Raw genomic sequence first — 20,375 nt, 5'->3', positions numbered from 1 at the left:
TTATGGCTTTATTTTTAAGTAAACTATTCAGAACATCTAAACTTCAGAAGTTGCTTAATGATAAGTTATCAAAAGATGTTACACTTATATCTGCACAAGAGTTACATATTAAACAATCTAATTATATTCTTTTAGATACACGCGCACGTACGGAGTTTGAAATATCCCATATTAAAAATGCGCATTGGGTAAGTGAAGAACCAAGTATTGAATTAATTAAAAAATTGATTCCCTTTTTTGAAACTCCTATTGTTGTGTATTGCAGTCTCGGGATACGAAGTAACAGTGTTGCGCAAACCTTGTTAGCCCATGGCTATACAAAAGTATATAATCTTTATGGAGGCATATTTGACTGGAAAGACAATGGTTTTAAGATCGTTAACCCAGTAGGAGAACCTACAGAAGAAGTTCATACTTTTTCAAAACAGTGGAGCGCATACCTAAAAACAGGAATTAAAATACACTAATACTAAATTTATAAATTATGGCAGCTAACACGTATTATGATCCCGCAGATCTTAGGAAATTTGGAAAAATCACCGAATGGAGTGAAGAATTAGGTACTAAATTCTTTGATTACTACGGGAAAGTTTTTGAAGAAGGTGCACTCACCGCCCGTGAGAAAGCATTAATTGCTCTTGCCGTTGCACACACAGAGCAATGCCCCTATTGTATAGATGCCTATACAAAAGACACCTTACAACGCGGGGTGACCAAAGAACAAATGATGGAAGCCATTCATGTTGGAGCGGCAATAAAAAGTGGTGCAACTCTGGTACACGGCACTATGATGATGAATAAAGTGAATAAGCTGGAAATGTAATGGTTAAATAAAAAATCTATTTACTTACGCTATCTTAGTCTTGCTAAAAAAGAAAAATTAAACCTTATGCCTGATACTAAAATTAAAAAATCGTTACATAAACGTCATGATGATTTGGCTCAAGCTAATAAGCAGCTTGAGATTTTATCAGGTGGTATTTTTGCAAATGGGGAGCTCCCTACTTTTCAAGAAAAAATAAAGGAAACTAATCAGTTTCCGCTTCGACCTAAAAAACTCGAGATCCTACAAATTAATGTAGGTTATATGTGCAATCAGGTGTGTGAGCACTGCCATGTAGATGCCGGTCCAGATCGTAAAGAAATAATGACCTGGAAAACCATGGAGCAGTGTCTTGAAGTGATAAAAAATACAGGAGCACACACCCTCGATCTAACCGGTGGCGCACCAGAGATGAATCCTAATTTTAGAAGATTTGTCGAAGAAGCCAGTAAAGCAGGAATCAAAGATTTTATTGTGCGTAGTAACTTAACGATTATTCGAGCCAATAAAAAATATTACGACTTACCTGATTTTTTTAAAAAACACAACGTACACGTGGTGAGTTCTATGCCTCACTGGACGCGTGGCAAGACTGATAAGCAACGTGGCGAAGGTGTTTTTGATCTTTCAATAAAAGCTTTGCAAGAATTAAACGCTGTGGGCTACGGAATGCCAGATAGCGAATTACGGTTAGATCTTGTATACAACCCTAATGGGGCTTACCTTCCTTCAGACCAAGCCGGAATGGAGAAAGATTTTAAAAAAGCCCTGTACGAAGATTTCAATATTCAGTTTCACAATTTGTTTGCGATTACTAATTTACCTATCGCGCGTTTCTTAGATTATTTGATAGCTTCAGAAAACTATGAAGATTATATGTATCAATTAGTTGAAGCGTATAATCCTGCAGCTGTAAACAATGTGATGTGCACCAATACGATTTCCATAAGCTGGGACGGTTGGCTATACGATTGCGACTTCAACCAAATGCTAGATTTGAAGGTAAACAGCAAAGTGAAGCACATCTCAGATTATAATGAAGATTTACTAAACGATCGCAATATCATTATTTCGCAACATTGTTATGGTTGTACTGCCGGTGCCGGAAGTAGTTGCCAGGGAACAGTTGCCTAATTGATTATTAATACAAATAAAAAATATGAGCTATTTAGAAACTACCAAAAATGTGTATCGTGATGCTGCACTTACGCCTGATGTAGGCTTGTGCTGTACCACAAACCCAATCTGGGAATTACCGGGTTTAAAAATCCCAAAGATTATGCAGGAGATGAATTACGGCTGTGGAAGCACGGTAAATGCTCGTGATCTCACTAACAATCCGCGCATTTTATATGTAGGTGCCGGCGGCGGAATGGAGCTGCTGCAGTTCGCCTATTTCTCGCGTCAAAAAAGCGGCGTCATCGGTGTAGATGTTGTAGATGAAATGCTAGAAGCTTCCCGCAAAAATTTTATCGAGGCAGAAGCAGTAAATCCCTGGTTTAAAAGTGAGTTTGTAGATCTTAAAAAAGGAGATGCCTTAAGCCTTCCAGTTGAAGATAACAGCATTGATGTAGCGGCTCAAAACTGCCTGTTCAATATTTTTAAAGCTGAAGATTTAAAGAAAGCTATTGCTGAAATGTACCGTGTTCTAAAACCACAAGGTAGATTGGTGATGAGTGATCCTACCTGTGAGCAAGAAATGAATGAAACGTTGCGCGAGGACGAGCGTTTAAGAGCACTTTGCCTTAGCGGAAGTTTACCTATTAAAGAATATGTAAAAGCTTTAACCGATGCCGGTTTTGGTACCATTGAAATTCGTGCTCGTAAGCCCTACCGTATTCTAGATCCCAAAAATTATTCTACAGACGAACTTATTTATATCGAGTCTATAGAGGTGGCTGCCATTAAAGACCCAATGCCCACAGATGGCCCTTGTATTTTCACCGGCAAAGCGGCAATTTTTTACGGTTCTGAAAATCATTTTGATGACAAAAAAGGACACGTGCTAGTTAAAAATCAGCCATTGGCGGTTTGTGATAAGACTGCTGGTGCACTGGCTTCTTTAGGTCGTGATGATATTTTTATTAGTGAAAGCACGTTTCATTATGATGGTGGTGGATGCTGCTAACTGCCGGCTAGCAGCCGGAGTCAAATAAAAAAAGCCTCGCATTGCGGGGCTTTTTAATTTAGCACGTCACTCAGTTGAGCTGCATTTTAATTTAATTGCGTGTGGCGCTGCCACTACTTCCCGTTATACCCGAAGCGTCTAAGTTCACGCTCGCTGCTTCTCCAGTTTTTGTTGACTTTTACATACAATTCCATATGTACTTTTTTTCCGAAGAAAACCTCCAGGTCTTTACGCGCTTCAATCCCTACACGCTTTAAGGCTGCACCTTTATGGCCTATAATAATACCTTTCTGGCTATCACGCTCTACCATAATAATGCTACGCATTCTAATGATGTTGTCTTCTTCAAAAAACTCTTCGGTATCTATTTCTACAGAATAAGGAATTTCCTTTTTGTAATGCATCAAGATTTTCTCTCGTATAATCTCATTTACGAAGAAGCGCTCTGGCTTGTCGGTTAAAGCATCTTTAGGATAGAAGGGCGGTGATACCGGCAAAGCTTCTAATATGCGATTAAAAACTTCAGCTACTCCAAAATTTTCTAATGCCGAAATCGCAAAAATCTCTGCATTAGGCACCTGCTCTTTCCAGTGGGTTCTGCTTTGCTCAAGCAATTCTTCATTTCCCTGATCAATCTTATTAATCAATAATAAAACAGGGATCTCTGTATTTCTTATTTTATTGAAAAAAGCTTCGTCTTTCAACTCTTTTTCACCCAACTCGACCATGTAAATTAATACATCTGCGTCTTCAAATGCCGACTTTACGAAAGCCATCATCGAAGCCTGCAGCTCATAAGCAGGCTTAATAATACCTGGTGTATCACTTAAAATCGCTTGAAAATCTTCCCCATTTACAATACCTAAAATACGGTGACGGGTAGTTTGTGCCTTTGAAGTAATAATAGAAAGACGCTCACCTACCAGGGCATTCATTAACGTAGACTTACCCACATTAGGATTACCTATTATATTTACAAAACCAGCCTTATGTGGTTTTGGCTCTTGTGATTCTTGTGCTAACGGGTTGTTATTTTGAGATTCCAAACGTATGGTATTTTGAAGTTTTAAGCTGCAAAGATACGTTTAAAAATTAGCGTTTGAGATTTACGCGTTTTTAGAAATTAGAACTACTTCTCTAAATGATTAGAGTGCTTGTGCTATTGAAAAATCAGGCGGCCGGTATAGGTTTCTTCAACCTCAACTATAGGTGGGCGATTCACTGAAATAAGATTGCCGGTACTCAATACTTTTCCGCGTAGCGATTGTATAGGATTTACGATAACTTTATTTGTGCCGCGGTGGTATATATTGAGGTTCTGTATTCTAAATTCTGGACCTTCAAAACGAATATCGCCTTCTAAAAATTCGATATTTGCAGTTTCGGCTGCGCCGGAAATATAAAAATTACTGAGTCCGTCTGCGGTGATATTTAATTCTCCTACATTAAGTTGTAATCTAAAATCCCCGTCTTTGTGATAAAAATCTTCTTCCTCCCCATCATTACTTATTAAGGTTAAAGAAGGATAAGCAAGTACACCATCACTCTGAACCTCATATCCTGAAGCATTGCGAACCTCTGTAATATTTGGAGATGTTACATATACCTGACTGATGTTAAAATCCCGAACTAGATTACAGCCATTATTATCTAAAACCGTTAAAACACCGTCTGTAACGCTTACTTCAATATCATTTAATAAATTTTCTCCTGTAGCTACCTCCACTTTTTGAACCGGCCCCTCTTTAAGAATAAGCTGTAAACGCTCTTCAACGATAATTGAAGTAAAGTCGTTAACTGTGAATTCCTTTTTAATGCGGTCTCCTTCTGCCTGAATGCAATTAAGACCTTTTTCAGAGTTACAAGAAAGCGTAAAAAGGCAAATGAGAGATAGGTATAGAACGTTTTTCAAAGCAAAAAATCATTTATAATAAGACGGCAAATTAAGCTTTAAAAAAATAGTAGTTTACGGTATTTAATCAAAATTCAATAAACACTAAGACATTTCTAATTACTATACAATTACTCCTCCTCACTGTCTTTTGCCATAAAAATCTCCCTGTTTAAGATGATAACACGTTCTTTAGCTAGTTTTAAAGTAGGATCGTATTTAGCATACTTTGTATTATCGTATTTCTTGACAAAATCTTCGTAGATTTTTAAAACTGCTCGTTTGTCTTCGTAATAATTATCGGCTACAATCGCTCTCGTATATTCTGCATTTTTATTATCTGGATTTTCTTTTAAAGAACGATCAACATACTTCATCGCATTTGGCCAGTCCTTTTTCATCTCGTACGTACGTGATAATGTATAATATTCTTCATCAAGTGGCTGATCTTTATATAAAATCGCAAAGAGCCCGTGCGTTTCTGCAGACTTTAAATCTTTTGTATAGTTATAGAGCTTCGCCAAAGTTGCGTGAAGATGTGCATCTTCAGGTGAAAACTTCAAGGCTTCGAGATAGTTTTTAATTGCCAGCTCATACATTCGGTCTTTATAATACGCATTACCTAATTTTTCACGAATGAACTGTGTATTTTGTCCCAGAGAAAGTAACTTTTCAAACCAGGTAATCGTCTCTTCATTCCAGCCTTTGTAGTAATAGCTTTGTGCGAGTGTGCCGATGATTTCTACATTAGTCGGGTAACTTTCTAGAGCTTTAAAAGCTAGTTTTTCTACCATTCTAAAATCTTTTTGCTTCAGATAAAAGGTAGCCAGTTCTGAAAGTGCTTTTTGATGGGTGCTGTCAAGTGCAACTGCTTTTTGGTAATCTTTCAGGTAAGGGAAAAGGGTCGTAGTCCTTTCTTCCGTAGAATCTGAAGCGTTAAACCTTATATCTCTGGGCTTGTTCTCGTTTGCACGCCCACGCTGATAATAAAATTCAGGATTGGTTTTATATACTGAAATCAATTTGGTAAATACACTATCTGCTTCTTTAAATTTACCTTTAGTAATGAGTAATTTACCATACTCATTCATTGCAATCACCTCACCGGTACCGGTTGCCGCTTTTGCATAATTTATCAATGCATCGTCTAAAGTACCTTTTGCCTGATGGGCGCGTGCCAGTTTTAAATAAATCGATTCTATTTTAGGCTGAATTACCTCATAGTGATCAATTGCTTCGCTATAATTCCCTACTGCATACAAACTATCTGCAACGGCCAAAGCCGAAACGTTTTGCGCTTCGGCCTGGCTGGCAATAATTAAAAAAATAAATAGATAAAATCTGCTCATTGATACTTATAAAGTTGAATTACTGCACCTGAAATACAATGGGTAGTGAATACAATACATTTACAGACTCACCACGTTGCTTGCCCGGAGTCATATGAGGTAAAAGATTTACTACACGTTTTGCTTCCTCCTCAAGTTTAATATGTGGGGCTCTGGACTGAACATCAATAACATTCCCCCGAGTGTCAATTTTAAACCGCACATAAATTCGAGTTACACCGGTAAGACCTAATTCTTTACCTAAAGCTGTATTAAAGTTTTTATTAACCATAGCAGATACATTTTGCGACATACATTTTTTACGCTGCTCATTACTTAAACCCTCACAACCGGGAAACGTAGGGACCTCATCAATAACTGCAAAAGGAATGTCGTTGATAACCTCTTGATTTTGAATTTCTAACACTTCAACACCTTCACCTACAGGAATTTCGTTTAGCGCTATTGCTTCCGTATAGTCTTCAACAACTTCAATTACTTCAATCTTTTCTTTGTATTGTGCTTCTAGTTCTTGTAAAGAATTCAATTCGTCCTGAGTGATATTTTCTTTAGTGGCAAGTGTGGCCTTTAAATCTGCAACCTGCTCTTCTAAAGTGATCAATTGCTTATTCTGGGAATCTGCGTTGTCATCTGTACAACCTACATAGGTTAAAATACCGGCGATAAGAGGAAGCACTAACAGATACTTCCATTTTGCATTGTTTCTTGATTTTTTTTGTAACATAACGATTCGTTTTTTGATTAATGAATGATTGAAAAATGTATTGATGAATGAAATATGTTGCGTACCAAAAGCGGTATTGAGCAACTGATTGTAATAAGATTTCTTTTCGGTTTTCTTAGTGGCGTGGGCATCGGCGATGAACTCGTGCAACTCGGCTACTTTATGTTGATAGATATATACCAGTGGATTAAACCAGAACACTACCCGCAAAATTTCAAATAAGAAGAGGTCTACCCCGTGTTTGTGCTTTAAATGCACTTCTTCATGTGCAAGAATGTGGGCTTTAGCTTCCGCAGCAATTTTATCGCCTAGAAATATAGTTCCCAGAAAGGTAAATGCCGCATCGCTATTAGGAATGGTGATCACATTACCATCAGATTCTCTTTTAAAGCGGAAATACCTCTTGATCTCCTGATATTTTCTGAACAAGATTCCTGCACTAAAAAGTGACCCGGCTGCGTAAATAAGGATACTTATAAACGCCCAATCTATTCCCGTTTCTACTGCATATGACTGATTATTTTGAATGGGTTGCCCACCAATAAACACTTCGGGGAGCATTTGCAGGTTTTCGCGTAGCGGAATTTGATTCTGAAATAACTCAAATTGCATGAATGGCAAAGCAAAAGCAACTAACGCTGTACTTATCAAATAGGCACGATTGACATTAAAAAACGTCTCTTTGCGTAACCAAAGTTGATACACTGCAATAAATAATGCCTGAAATATGATAACCTCAAGTATATATCGAATCATAACTAGTCGTCTTTATTAATTTCCTTTAAAATAGCTTCGAGTTCGCCAGCACTCATTTCTTTTTTCTTGACAAAGAAAGAAACCATGCTTTTAAAGCTTCCGTTAAAGTAATCGTTTACCATTTTTGACATCGAAGCACTACTGTAATCAGACTTGGCTACCAGCGGAAAGTAAATGTGCCCTCTACCCTTCTTTTTAAATCCTACAAACTCTTTAGTTTCCAGAATACGTACAATGGTAGAAACTGTATTATATGCCGGCTTAGGCTCTGGCATTTCCTCAATTATTGCTGCAACGTTACTTTCTTTAAGATCCCAAAGGATCTGCATTACTTCTTCTTCTGCTTTAGTCAATTGTTTCATAATAAGTATCTAATTAGGGATTAGTAGTTGTTGAACACTTCAAATATAACTAATTATTTAGTTAAACTAACAAATTAGTTATATAAATTTAAAAAAAGTTGTTCAGGTTGATAAAATGTAAACCATCAACACGCTAATAATTAATATGTTGGTGATATTTATGCTGAAACAGAAATGCTCACTACGTAACCTTCTGAATTGCGCACATTAAAAACAGTACCATCTTCAAATAGTAAGTATTGCCCTTTTATACCTTTGAGTTTCCCTTGATATTCTGAAGTTTTATCGAGGTTGAGACTTTTAAGTTTTGTAGGATACTGCAATACCGGAAATTCTATATGCGTTTCTTGATTGCTTTCTATATAATACTCTAGCGCTTCTGTAGGTATATATTGTTTTAAAATATTACGCTTAGCGACAAGATCTTCATCTTCAATCTCGTTCTTAAGCATCTTGCGCCAGTTTGTTTTATCTGCGATGTACTCTTTTAAAGCAACTTCAGTAATGCCGGCAAGATAACGATTAGGCACTTCTACAATTTCAATAGCTTCGTGTGCCCCTTGATCAATCCATCGGGTAGGCACCTGCGATTTACGAGTTACCCCTACTTTAATATTGCTTGAGTTTGCGAGGTAAACTATATGGGGTTGTAATTGCACTTTCTTCTCATAGTTAAGATCGCGATCTTCTACATCTAAGTGTGCTTTGCTCAATTCTGGACGCATAATCCAGTCTGCAGCTTGAGGTACTTTATAAAAATCATCGTAGCAATATCCCTGGCGGTATATTTTCTTGTTTTTCCCACAAGCTAGACACTGATACTTTAAAAATTCTATACGTATTTGTTTGTCTAATAGCTGATTTACGTGAATAAAATCATCTTCAAAAACTAAATAATATTGAATAGGATTATCAAGTTCGGTTTGCATTTTTGTGAGGACTCCTTGATATTGCATAAAAATAATCTTACTTGATTTGTTTGAGTTAAAAAAAACTTAATTTTAGTCGCGCTTTTCGCTAATTACAAAGAATGAGTGCTCAAATATACTAACAAATGCCCATACCTTTAGTCAATTCTATCGCCAGCTGGTTTCTCAAAAAACGCATCCACCAGATGGAATTGTTTCTCAAATATCCTCATGATGTTCAGCTTGAACTTTTACATAAATTAGTTCAAAAAGCTAAGAATACCGAAATAGGAAAACAATATGACTTTAAAGACATTCGCTCTTATGCAGATTTTGCAGCGCAGGTGCCTGTGCGTAATTATGAAGGTGTACAAGAGCTTATAGAACGAGGTCGCAAAGGAGAAAATAATATTTTCTGGCCCTCGCCTGTTAAGCTGTTTGCTCAAAGTAGTGGTACTACAAACGCAAAAAGTAAGTACATACCAGTAAGCCCCGAGTCTCTTGAAGATTGCCATTATGCTGCAAGTAAAGACCTTTTATGTGTGTATCTCAACAACAACCCCGATTCAAAATTATTTACAGGGAAAAGTTTACGATTAGGAGGTAGCAAACGCCTATATGAGAGCAACGGCACATCTTATGGCGACCTTTCTGCAATACTTATAGACAACATGCCCTTCTGGGCAGAATTTAGCAGTACGCCCGGCAACGAGGTTTCTTTAATGAGTGACTGGGAGGTAAAGATGCAAGCTATCGTACAGGAAACTATTGAAGAAAAAGTAACCAGCCTTGCCGGTGTACCCTCCTGGATGCTTGTTTTATTAAATAATATTCTTGAAACTACAGGAAAAAATCAGCTGATGGAAATCTGGCCTGATCTCGAAGTTTATTTTCACGGCGGGGTAAGTTTTGACCCCTACAGACAACAATATCATAAGCTCTTTCCCAATCCTAATTTCAAATATTACGAGATTTACAATGCTTCGGAAGGATTTTTTGCGCTTCAGGATCAAAACGATTCTAATGATTTACTGCTTATGCTTGACTACGGTATTTTCTACGAGTTTATACCTATGAATCAATATGGTCTGGCAGGTGAAAAAATCATACCGCTTTCTGAAGTTGAAGTGGGTAAAAACTATGCGATTATTATTACCACAAATTCGGGATTATGGCGTTATAAGGTGGGCGATACAATACGCTTTACTTCGGTTAACCCTTATAGAATTAGGGTAAGTGGGCGCACTAAACATCATATTAATGCGTTTGGAGAAGAGTTAATTATTGAAAATGCAGAAATGGCTTTAAAGAAAGCTACTGCATTAACCCAGTCTGAAATTGTAGATTATACAGCAGCTCCTATTTTTATGATTGATAAGGAAAAAGGAGCTCACGAGTGGTTTATAGAATTTAAAGTTGAACCAAAAGATAAGGAGCAATTTAACCGCATTTTTGACGTCGCTCTTCAGGAAATTAATAGTGATTATGAGGCAAAACGTAAAAACAATATGACTCTTAACCCGCCTACAATACACTACGCTCGTACTAACCTTTTTTACGATTGGCTTAAATCTAAGAACAAACTGGGAGGTCAACATAAAATACCACGTTTAAGCAACACCAGAGAATTTGTTGATGAACTGCTAGTACTTAATACTTCATCCTATCATCATTAATTAGCTAATCCTTTTAACGAATTTTAAAAACACTTAAACCAAAATATTATTTTACGCCCTAAACTTCTCCTAACTTGAACCTAACAAATCATAACTCACAATGCGCTTACTTTAAGAAGTTAGCAACTTTGACGCTAGCAGTAGCATTACACTCTATACTACTGCAGGGTCAAAGTAATTCTAAAAAAGGTGATCTCGCTTATACAGTTTTACCTAACTCATCTCCAGAATTAAACTATAACAACGAGGTTGACATTACTTTTAACACCGAAGAGCTCACGTTAAACACCGCTGCCTTTGAGTATGCTAGTTGTATTTTTCAGAATGAACTCATCGTGGTATCAAAACGTAAAATAGGCTCTTCTGGAAATAGGACAAATACTATTTTAGATCAAAGCGATTATAAATTAATAGGGTTTACAAAGAATAACAATAACTGGTCACAACCGCATATTATACAAGATGCGTTTATGGGAAGAGAAAATCACGGAGGAATCACTTTCTCAAAAGATGAAACCCGCGTCTTTTTCACAAAAACTTCACCCGGAAAACCACATATCTATCAGATTTACTCTGCAGAACGAAAAAGTAAATTTGCTAAAACCTGGCAAAATGAAAAAGTGCTTGCTCTTGCAGATAGCAAGTATTCGATTGAAAATCCCTGGTTAAGTGAAGACGGTAAAAAACTGTATTTCGCAAGCAATATGCCGGGTGGTCACGGTGGTTATGATATTTACGCTGTGACAGTTTATAAAAATGGGACAGTGGGCAAACCTGAAAATCTAGGAGCTTTTATTAATAGTCAAAATGACGAAAACTACCCTACCTTAAATGTTAACAACACGAAGCTTTATTTTGCCTCAAACCGAAAAGATAGTAGCTATGGTGGTTATGATTTATTTCAATCTTATGTAAGCTCAGGAGATTATAGCAGAGCAAAAAACCTTGGCTCTAGTATAAATAGCTCTTCTGATGAATTTAGATTTATCACCACCTCAGAAACTACAGGATATTTTAGCTCTAATAAAAATGCATTAAGCAAAAATCCTAATATTTACAGTTTTTCAGTAAAACCCTAATTTTAATACAGAGTAAGTAAAAAAGGGCTGTTACTTAAGTAACAGCCCTTTTTATGTATTGAAAATCTATAATTATGAAACTGCTTTCAGTTTTTTAATTGTAGATTTTTCTAATTTAAACTCTGCATATTCTTTATCTACTTTAAAAGAAGATATATCTGAACTTGGCAGATCAAACATGGCATCGGTAAATATAGCTTCACATAGTGAGCGTAATCCCCGAGCACCTAATTTATACTCAATTGCCTTCTCAACAATATAGTTAAGAGCATCTGTTGTAATTTCAAATTCAATATCATCCATATGAAATAACTTTTCATATTGTTTGATAATTGCGTTCTTAGGCTCCGTTAGAATTGCTCTTAATGTGGCAGCATCAAGAGGATCCATATGTGTTAATACAGGTAGCCTTCCTATAATTTCAGGAATTAAACCAAAGTCTTTAAGATCTTTAGGTATGATGTATTTAAGTAAGTTATCACGCTCTATAACATCATCACTTTTACTTGCACTAAAACCTACAGCCTGCATATTAAGACGCTTGCTAATCACACGGTCTATACCATCAAAAGCACCACCGGCAATAAATAAGATATGCTCTGTGTTTACCTCTATAAATTTCTGATCTGGATGCTTACGGCCACCTTTTGGTGGCACATTTACCACAGTACCTTCTAAAAGCTTAAGTAATGCTTGTTGCACACCCTCACCGCTCACATCTCGAGTTATTGAAGGATTATCACCCTTACGAGCAATTTTATCAATCTCATCTATAAATACAATACCGCGTTCTGCTTTCTCTAAGTTATAATCTGCTGCCTGTAATAGTCGTGTTAAAATACTTTCTACGTCCTCACCTACATAACCTGCTTCAGTTAATACTGTTGCATCAACAATAGCCAAAGGTACATTGAGCATTCTTGCAATGGTCTTAGCCATTAACGTCTTACCGGTACCGGTCTGCCCTACCATAACGATATTACTCTTTTGTATTTCAATATCGTCGTCAGATTCTGGTTGTAATAAACGTTTATAGTGGTTGTAAACAGCAACAGCCATAACTTTTTTAGTAAAGTCCTGACCTATGATATACTCATCAAGAAATTCTTTAATCTCCTTAGGTTTCTTTAACGTTAGATCGCTGTTTAATCCTTTCTTATTAGTGTCTTTCGCTTCTTCCAGAACGATTCCGTGAGCTTGTTCTATACATCTGTCGCAAATATGCGCATCAAGACCTGCAATAAGTAAGCTTGTTTCCGGCTTTTTCCTGCCGCAAAAGGAACATTCTAATTCTTCTTTCGCCATAATTCTTCAATTCGATTTTTAAATAAGTATTTAAAAACCAGTATTATTTCACTTCAACTAGTACTAAATTGATATTATTCTCTTGCAAGAATCTCATCAATCATACCGTACTCCAGCGCTTTATCTGCTTTCATCCAGTAGTCACGATCACTATCTTCATAAACCTTCTCGTAAGACTGTCCTGAGTGCTTAGCAATGATATTATATAACTCTTTTTTAAGTGTTAATATCTCCTTAGCCGTGATTTCAATATCGCTAGCCTGACCTTGCGCCCCGCCCATAGGCTGGTGAATCATAACTCGTGAATGGGTTAATCCACTACGCTTGCCTTTTGCCCCTGCACATAATAAAACGGCTCCCATAGAGGCTGCCATTCCTGTACAAATTGTAGCTACATCTGGTTTTATAAATTGCATAGTATCATAAATACCAAGACCTGCATAAACACTACCTCCTGGTGAGTTTATATAGATTTGTATATCTTTTGAAGCATCTGTACTTTCTAAGAATAATAACTGTGCCTGTACAATATTTGCCACTTGATCGTTAATTCCTGTACCTAAAAATATAATACGATCCATCATTAAACGTGAAAACACATCCATTGCAACCGCATTCATCTGGCGCTCTTCAATTATATTTGGGGTTAACCCTACAGGATACATGCTGCTCATGATTTTATCATAATACATGCTGTTTATACCCTGATCCTTAACTGCGTATTTCTTAAATTCTTCTGAGTAATTCATAGTTATTTTTTCAAAGTTCTAGGTTCACTAAAATCCTAAAATTAAATTTCATTAAAAAAGGTGTGAGTAACACCTTTATACACTTAGTAAAAAAAAGCGTCTTAACCTTACAGTTAAAACGCCTAAATATACTATTTATATCAGAGAATTACTAGTTGTAAACTTCTTTCACAAACGTATCAAAGGTCACTTCTTTCTCTTCTAACTTCACATTTTCTCTAAAGAAATCAAGTAATTTTTTATTCATAAGCTGCTCAGAAAGACGCTTAACTTCATCTTGATTACTTAAAATACGTGCTGCGATACCCTCTAACTCTTCATCTGCCGGATCATTCTGACCAAACTGAGCCATCTGGGCTTTGATCATTTCTTTAGCATACGCTTTGATCTCTTCGAAGGTAATTTGCAATTTGTTTTCTGAAATAACTTTGCCTTCTATAAGCTGGTAACGCAATCCTTTTTCAGATCGTGCATATTCTTCTTCAGCTTGCTCAGCAGTGAGTTCTTTCTCTCCACTGCGCTGAATCCATTTTTTTAGAAATTCTGCCGGGAGATCAAATTTTGTATTTTCAATTAAAGCTTCGGTAACATCATTAAGCAACTGCTGATCGCTCTGTTGTTTAAATTGACCTTCTCCTTCTTCTTTAATTTTATCTTTTAATTCGGTAACGCTGCTAATTACACCAGGACCGTATAATTTATCAAAAAGCTCCTGATCTAAGTCTGCAGCTTCTCTGTGATTGATTTCTTCAATCTTAAAAGAAACTTCAAGGTTTTTCTCTGTAGCCTCTTCTTCAGATAAACCTAAGAATGTTCTGTAATCACCCGCTTCTTTAAATAGACCCTTAGTAGAAACGGTAACGACATCATCTACTTTTGCTCCTACAAAAGCTGAAGTATTAGCTTTACCTTTTAGTTTTTCTACTTCAAAAGTGGTTTTTTTATCAAAACCTTCTTCTTCGTTTACAAAACTACCTGAAACCTCATCTGTAACAGCTACTTCCTGCTTACTGGTAAGTTTTCCGAATTGCTTCTGAATCGTTTTTATCTGATTATCAACCATTGCTTCATCAACAACAATTGTATAATTTTTAATAGCCTTTTTTGGCTTAAGATCAACTTCAAACTTAGGAGCTAAGCCCAACTCAAATTCAAATGAATAATCATCAGAATCCCAATTTAAATCTCCTTGATCTTTAGGTAATGGATTGCCCAAAACATCTAGCTTCTCCTCTGTAAGATATTTCTGTAAGCTGTCTTGTAAAAGCTTATTTACTTCATCAACTAAAATCGCCTTACCATATTGCTTTTGAACAAGCCCCATAGGTACGTGACCTTTTCTAAAACCAGGAATGTTTGCAGACTTACGATAATCTTTAAGTACTTTTTGTACTTTCTCGTTATAGTCTTCTTTAGCAATATCTATCTTCAATACTGCATTTAACTCATCAATATTCTCTCGTGTAATATTCATCTTCTAGTGGAATTTTCCTATAAAATTTGGAGTGCAAAAGTACATCTTTTTTGCATCCTTACAAAGTTTTAAGGCTTTGGCGTTCAGTTGACTTCTATTCTTCTTTAATTAACGCAAAAAGTAACGATTGAAAGAGCGACAAAAGAAGGCTGAAAATTAGCGCCCACCAAAATCCATCTACTGCAAAACCGCTCACAAAATAATCTGCAAGTAATATAATAACCGCATTGATAACCAGTAGAAAAATACCTAATGTCAACACCGTTATGGGCAATGTTAAAACCACGAGAATAGGTTTTACTGTAAGTCGTAAAAGCGCAATTACCACAGCCACAATAAGCGCAGTCATAAATGAAGTTACACTGGCTCCAGGAAGTAAATAACCTAAAAGAATTACTGCAAGAGCGGTTAGAATTAATTTTACAAGCGTTTTCATAATATCTTAATATTAAGTCCTAAAATAAAAAATCGCCGCTCATTAGAGCAGCGATTTCTTCAAAATTGCATTTTAAATAATTTCAGCTTAGTTACTTTGACTTACTGAAATTGTATTATAATCACCCACATTTACTGTAGGAATCGTTGAACCATAAGTTGTATTAATTGCCAGAATCGCCTGGTTAGCCAGATATGCATATCCTCTAGGTGTAGGATGTACACCATCTAGAGAGAAAGCACCACCTGTTGCAAATGTTGAAGTAAGTGTCCCTCCATCAAATGTAATACCTCCCGCTGCTAACTGACCTAAAATTGCCTTTGCATCAACAAAAGCCAAACCGTTTGCCTGAGCTAGACCAGCAATTGTAGTGTTATAAGATGCCTGAGCTGTTGCAATCGCTGTAAGCTCAGAAGAGTCTAGAGCATCTTTATCATCTATACCATTAACCGCTGCTAAAACTAAACCGGCTTCTTGCTGAGTAGGTGTGCCACCTTGCTGTAATTTGCCTAATACTTGCAAAACTGCAGGCGATAAAGCTACAGAACCGTAGCCCTGAGTACTTAAAGCTGCCTGATCTATAGTTAGTAACAGCAACTCTTCTTGTGTCATTTGGCGAAAGCCCAAAGGATTTGTTTGAGTAACAGGAACGTCAATTACGAAACGATTAGGACCAGCTGTAAATGGAATAGCATATTGCGCACCCAATGCCTGAGCCTGAGCTGCTGGAACACCCTGTTGAATAGCTCCTTGAATAAAAATACCTGCTACAGCCTGAAAGAAACCAGTTAAGCTTGCGGCTTGACTTGCATCAAGCACAAGTGCATTATTAGGTACTGTAGTAAAAAATGGTATTGTTGTAACATCAGGAATATTAAACACTACTCCTCCTGTTGCAGTTGCCATTAATGCGTCAAGTTCTTGAGAGTACACACCTGCAAATACGCGCGGGTCTGTAATATCATTTGCACCATACGTTGTAGGATCTAGGTCATTTGCACCTGTACCATCGTGCACAACTCCTATTCCACCACTAGTAGCATAACTAAGTATGTCGTTATTACCTATCCATAGCGAGAAGAAAGTAGGACTTTGAGCAGCAGCGTCAGCGATAATTGTTGCATTCGCACTTGAAGCAAACCGCACAAAATAAGGATTTGAAGCGTTCGTAGCAACACCGGCTATATTACCATAACCAGGTGATACTAAATGAAAACTCTTCGCTCCAGGAACACCCATATTATTAAACGGTCCTGTAAGTACGTTTGAGATATCTGTAGTTGGTGATCCGCTTAGGCGAACAGGACCAGGATTACCGCTGGCACCTACCGATAATACAAAACGATTTTCAGTAATTTGATTACCTCCCGCTAATAACCCGCCAAGATTGTCATTTACCAAGGGCTGCTTAAATTCACCACCTCCGGCTAATGCAAACTGACCTGCAAGAATATTAGGAAAACTATTTTGTTGTCCTGTAAGATATAATGCTCCATCAGCATACCCTGAAGTTAAAGAGTTACCTACAGAAACAAAATTTGAAAAGTCTGCAGAACCACTTGTGTAAACCCCACCATCTTCGATAGGATTGTCTAACTCTGCCTCACACGCTGTTAATAACACGGCAGACAGCGCCATATATTTTATATAATTTCTCATCATTTCTATTTTTTACATTTTATATGTTAAACCAATCCCAGGAACAAATGCACTTGATTTATAAGTACCTCCAAAAGAAGAACCATCACTTACATAATCATAGGATTCATCAATTTCTTTAAAACGCAGGTATAAGAAAGATGCATCTATTGCAAAGCTATTAGAAACCTGATAAGAAAGCCCGGCAGTAAAGCCGTTACCATCATTACGAGGAGTTTCTGGAGCAAAATAACCAGAACGTACTGGTGACTCATCAAAATAATAACCAGCTCTTAACGAGAATTTTTCGCTTGCTTCATACGCTACTCCAAATTTGTACAATGATGAATTTTTATAATTCCGTGGATTTATAGATTCACGACCATTACCAAAAACAATATCAAGATCTTCATAAACATCCCAATAGGTACGAGTATAATCTACGTTAAACGCCCATTTTTCGCGCTCGTAAGTTGCACCAACTGTTAACTCTGCAGGAAGTGGCAGCGAAGCTGTGAAACTTGTATCACCATTAGCAGGCACTAAAGGAGAATCTGGGAAGTTTGCAAATGTTGCAGTTCCTTCAGTAGATTCTAATATGATTTCAGAACGGTAATTTGCACCTAGCGTAAAGTTATCAGACACATTAAACATTGCTCCTACAGACCAGCCCCAGTTAGTAACACTAGAATCGTCAACGGTAATATTAGAGCGGTTTCCTTCTAAATCTGTTAACGTTCTATCTGCATTTCTATTGAAGTTAACGCTACCGGTAACAAAGATAGGACCACCGCCTACACTAAATTTATCACTAATTTTAAACGAAACTAAAGGCTGAATGTATATTGCAGCAAGATCAATATTATTAACTAAGTGTGATCCCGCCCAATCTGTAGGCCATTCTACCCCACTACCATAAGGTGTATAAATTGCAAGACCTAAACTGAGTCTTTCATTTAACGCATACGAACCATATAAGTAAAAAGGAGTCCCTGCCGGGCTATCTGTACTTGAAAATTGACCCGTGCTTGTGTTTTGCCAAGCTACATCAGAAAAAACGCCAAAACCACCGGCTGAAACATTTATCTTATTTTCTAAATATACTAAACCTGCTGGATTGAAAAATGCAATCTCAGCACTGTTTACATAAGCCACACCCGTGTGACCCATCGCAAGAGCTCTTTGCCCTTGAAGTCCTACTCTATAGCCTCCCGCAAACGTTATAGCGCAAGAGAACAAAAATAAAGACGTAAATAAAATTTTCTTCATGCTTTAAAGGGGTTTTAAAATTAAAATCTAAATTTTGAATGCTTAAAATTAGGAATCTTATAAATTTTAAGCAGGTTTATCACGATATTTATTATGTATGCATAATAAATATGAGAAAGCAATTTTATGAAAAATTCGGGAGTTGTAATAACTATTCTTAATAATTTATTAATCTTAACCGTATAAAATTTTTATTCTCAGTTAGAAATCACAAGACATAAATGAGAATATAACTAAAATTAATCCTAACTATTTTAATCTAAAATAAATCGCCGCTAAAGAAATCTTTAGATCTATTAAATTTTTAGCTCAAAAACTTTAAAACTGAATCATAAAAATCCTCAGGATTTTCTGCGTGCAACCAGTGCCCGGCATCTTTCACACCTATAATTTCAGCTTTTGGGAAATGTGCAAGAATTAGATTCTCATCACTTTCGGTGATATAATTTGATTTCATTCCTTTTAAAAAAAGTGTATCTCCTTCGTACATAGTTTGCGTAGGAAGTGCTTCACCTATTGCCTCTATTTCATTTACCAAAACCGGAAGATTTACACGTAAAGCAAGTGTTTTATCTTTTTGCCAGTATAAATTTTTCAATAAAAACTGGCGCGTACCCCAGTCCGAAATATAGGCCTCTAAAAATGTATCTGCATCACCACGTGAAGATCTAGCTTCAGAACTTGCTGACAATGCCTGTAAACCTTCGAGAATTTGTTGATGATGTTGTGGGTATTCTTTGGGACCTATATCGGCAATTATTAATTTATCTACAAGCTCTGGATAACGTATTGCAAATAACATAGCAGTTTTACCGCCCATAGAATGCCCAAGAAGAATAATTTTTGTCAATCCTTTCTCATCACAATATGCTTTTAAATCTTCCGCAAGCGCGTCATAATTAAAAACAGTACTGTGAAAGCTTCTGCCGTGATTACGCTGGTCTACTAAGTGCACCTGGCAACCAGTTTCTGCAAATTGACCAGCAAGTGTTTTCCAATTATCTCCCATACCCAAAAAGCCGTGTAGAATAACAAAAGCTTTTCCTTCTCCAGAAATATTACTGTGTAAAATCATCTATGACAATGCTTTTAAATAGGATTTAATAGTTTGTTCTAAACCATTATAAAGCGCTTCAGAAATTAGTGCATGCCCTATAGAAACCTCTAGTAAATCTGGTATACTATCTGCAAAAAACTGAATGTTATCTAGTGATAAATCGTGTCCCGCATTAAAACCTAAATTTAAATCCTGAGCAAGTAAAGCAGCCTCAACATAAGGCTTAACCGCGCTTAACTGTCCGTTTTTAAATTGAGTCGCAAAATCTTCAGTATATAATTCTATACGGTCTGTACCTGTAAGCTTTGCTCCTTCAATCATTTCTGGAATAGGATCTACAAATATCGACGTTCGTATTCCGTTACGCCTAAATTCGTCTATAACTTCCTTCAGAAAAATCTTATTTTTTACAGTATCCCAACCGGCATTTGAGGTAATTGCATCTACAGAATCTGGCACAAGTGTTACCTGATCTGGACGCACCTCTAACACGAGGTTAATAAACTTTTCTACCGGGTTTCCTTCAATATTAAGTTCTGTCGTAACCACATTTTTTAAATCACGAGCATCCTGATACCGTATGTGTCGCTCGTCTGGCCGCGGGTGAATCGTAATACCCTGTGCGCCGAAGCCTTCTATATCTTTGACGGTTTTAATAAGGTTAGGAACATCACCGCCTCTTGCGTTACGCAAAGTGGCTATCTTATTAACATTTACACTTAATTTTGTCATTTCAATAATTGTAACTTTG

20 protein-coding genes are annotated in these 20,375 nt (G+C 36.8%); 6 read left to right on the top strand and 14 right to left on the bottom strand.

Going from position 1 to position 20,375, the window contains the following annotated elements; translation table 11 throughout:
- Nucleotides 1-2: 2 nt before the first annotated feature.
- The 4 genes from ACIGAM_RS06805 (at nt 3) to arsM (ending at nt 2,951) form a co-directional block, all read left to right on the top strand.
- Nucleotides 3-467: a rhodanese-like domain-containing protein gene (locus ACIGAM_RS06805; RefSeq protein WP_396510715.1), complete on the top strand. Its 465-nt coding sequence runs from the start codon at nt 3-5 to the stop codon at nt 465-467.
- Nucleotides 468-484: 17 nt separating this feature from the next.
- The gene (locus ACIGAM_RS06800) at nt 485-823 is read left to right on the top strand and encodes an arsenosugar biosynthesis-associated peroxidase-like protein (RefSeq protein ID WP_396510714.1); all 339 of its coding nucleotides are present in this window, start codon (nt 485-487) and stop codon (nt 821-823) included.
- 66 nt (nt 824-889) lie between these two features.
- Nucleotides 890-1,957, top strand: coding sequence for an arsenosugar biosynthesis radical SAM (seleno)protein ArsS (arsS, locus tag ACIGAM_RS06795; protein WP_396510713.1), 1,068 nt, complete (start codon nt 890-892; stop codon nt 1,955-1,957).
- Between the two features lie 25 nt (nt 1,958-1,982).
- The gene (gene arsM / locus ACIGAM_RS06790) at nt 1,983-2,951 is read left to right on the top strand and encodes an arsenosugar biosynthesis arsenite methyltransferase ArsM (RefSeq protein WP_396510712.1); all 969 of its coding nucleotides are present in this window, start codon (nt 1,983-1,985) and stop codon (nt 2,949-2,951) included.
- A 113-nt stretch (nt 2,952-3,064) separates the two neighbouring features.
- Here arsM and era read toward each other — a convergent pair whose 3' ends face one another.
- The 6 genes from era to ACIGAM_RS06760 form a co-directional block, all read right to left on the bottom strand.
- Nucleotides 3,065-3,997 carry a GTPase Era gene (gene era, locus ACIGAM_RS06785; protein WP_396510711.1) on the bottom strand — a complete coding sequence of 311 codons (933 nt, stop codon included), beginning with the start codon at nt 3,995-3,997 and terminating at the stop codon, nt 3,065-3,067.
- Nucleotides 3,998-4,110: 113 nt separating this feature from the next.
- Entirely contained in the window at nt 4,111-4,863 is a 753-nt protein-coding gene (locus tag ACIGAM_RS06780; RefSeq protein ID WP_396510710.1) for a head GIN domain-containing protein, read from the bottom strand.
- Between the two features lie 110 nt (nt 4,864-4,973).
- Nucleotides 4,974-6,191, bottom strand: coding sequence for a tetratricopeptide repeat protein (locus ACIGAM_RS06775; RefSeq protein ID WP_396510709.1), 1,218 nt, complete (start codon nt 6,189-6,191; stop codon nt 4,974-4,976).
- Nucleotides 6,192-6,210: 19 nt separating this feature from the next.
- The gene (locus tag ACIGAM_RS06770; protein ID WP_396510708.1) at nt 6,211-7,671 is read right to left on the bottom strand and encodes a M56 family metallopeptidase; all 1,461 of its coding nucleotides are present in this window, start codon (nt 7,669-7,671) and stop codon (nt 6,211-6,213) included.
- 2 nt (nt 7,672-7,673) lie between these two features.
- On the bottom strand, nt 7,674-8,033 hold the full coding sequence (locus tag ACIGAM_RS06765) for a BlaI/MecI/CopY family transcriptional regulator (RefSeq protein ID WP_396510707.1): 360 nt from the start codon (nt 8,031-8,033) through the stop codon (nt 7,674-7,676).
- A 158-nt stretch (nt 8,034-8,191) separates the two neighbouring features.
- On the bottom strand, nt 8,192-8,989 hold the full coding sequence (locus tag ACIGAM_RS06760) for a DUF2797 domain-containing protein (protein WP_396510706.1): 798 nt from the start codon (nt 8,987-8,989) through the stop codon (nt 8,192-8,194).
- A gap of 98 nt (nt 8,990-9,087) precedes the next feature.
- Between ACIGAM_RS06760 and ACIGAM_RS06755 the strand changes: the two genes are divergently transcribed.
- Nucleotides 9,088-10,617: a GH3 auxin-responsive promoter family protein gene (locus tag ACIGAM_RS06755; protein ID WP_396510705.1), complete on the top strand. Its 1,530-nt coding sequence runs from the start codon at nt 9,088-9,090 to the stop codon at nt 10,615-10,617.
- Nucleotides 10,618-10,745: 128 nt separating this feature from the next.
- Nucleotides 10,746-11,696: a TolB family protein gene (locus ACIGAM_RS06750; RefSeq protein WP_396510704.1), complete on the top strand. Its 951-nt coding sequence runs from the start codon at nt 10,746-10,748 to the stop codon at nt 11,694-11,696.
- 72 nt (nt 11,697-11,768) lie between these two features.
- On the opposite strand, the gene clpX is transcribed toward ACIGAM_RS06750, so the two are convergent.
- The 8 genes from clpX to ACIGAM_RS06710 all read right to left on the bottom strand — a co-directional run bounded on the left by clpX (nt 11,769) and on the right by ACIGAM_RS06710 (nt 20,356).
- Nucleotides 11,769-13,001: an ATP-dependent Clp protease ATP-binding subunit ClpX gene (gene clpX, locus ACIGAM_RS06745; protein ID WP_396510703.1), complete on the bottom strand. Its 1,233-nt coding sequence runs from the start codon at nt 12,999-13,001 to the stop codon at nt 11,769-11,771.
- A gap of 74 nt (nt 13,002-13,075) precedes the next feature.
- Nucleotides 13,076-13,750, bottom strand: a complete 675-nt coding sequence (gene clpP, locus ACIGAM_RS06740; protein WP_028377489.1) for an ATP-dependent Clp endopeptidase proteolytic subunit ClpP — start codon at nt 13,748-13,750, stop codon at nt 13,076-13,078.
- A gap of 151 nt (nt 13,751-13,901) precedes the next feature.
- Nucleotides 13,902-15,224, bottom strand: a complete 1,323-nt coding sequence (gene tig / locus ACIGAM_RS06735) for a trigger factor (protein WP_396510702.1) — start codon at nt 15,222-15,224, stop codon at nt 13,902-13,904.
- 94 nt (nt 15,225-15,318) lie between these two features.
- Nucleotides 15,319-15,660: a phage holin family protein gene (locus ACIGAM_RS06730; protein ID WP_396510701.1), complete on the bottom strand. Its 342-nt coding sequence runs from the start codon at nt 15,658-15,660 to the stop codon at nt 15,319-15,321.
- An 87-nt stretch (nt 15,661-15,747) separates the two neighbouring features.
- A complete protein-coding gene (locus ACIGAM_RS06725; RefSeq protein ID WP_396511020.1) occupies nt 15,748-17,319 on the bottom strand; it encodes a G-D-S-L family lipolytic protein in 1,572 nt (523 codons plus the stop codon).
- Nucleotides 17,320-17,331: 12 nt separating this feature from the next.
- On the bottom strand, nt 17,332-18,567 hold the full coding sequence (locus tag ACIGAM_RS06720) for an OmpP1/FadL family transporter (RefSeq protein ID WP_396510700.1): 1,236 nt from the start codon (nt 18,565-18,567) through the stop codon (nt 17,332-17,334).
- 304 nt (nt 18,568-18,871) lie between these two features.
- Nucleotides 18,872-19,642: an alpha/beta fold hydrolase gene (locus ACIGAM_RS06715; RefSeq protein ID WP_396510699.1), complete on the bottom strand. Its 771-nt coding sequence runs from the start codon at nt 19,640-19,642 to the stop codon at nt 18,872-18,874.
- A complete protein-coding gene (locus ACIGAM_RS06710) occupies nt 19,643-20,356 on the bottom strand; it encodes a pyridoxine 5'-phosphate synthase (RefSeq protein WP_396510698.1) in 714 nt (237 codons plus the stop codon). It lies immediately after the preceding gene.
- Nucleotides 20,357-20,375 lie beyond the last annotated feature (19 nt).

This window comes from Leeuwenhoekiella sp. NPDC079379 (genome assembly GCF_044542075.1).
Taxonomy (GTDB): Bacteria; Bacteroidota; Bacteroidia; order Flavobacteriales; family Flavobacteriaceae; genus Leeuwenhoekiella.
The sequence above is the reverse complement of the archived record's forward strand: the minus strand, read 5'-3'. Positions and strand labels throughout refer to the sequence as shown.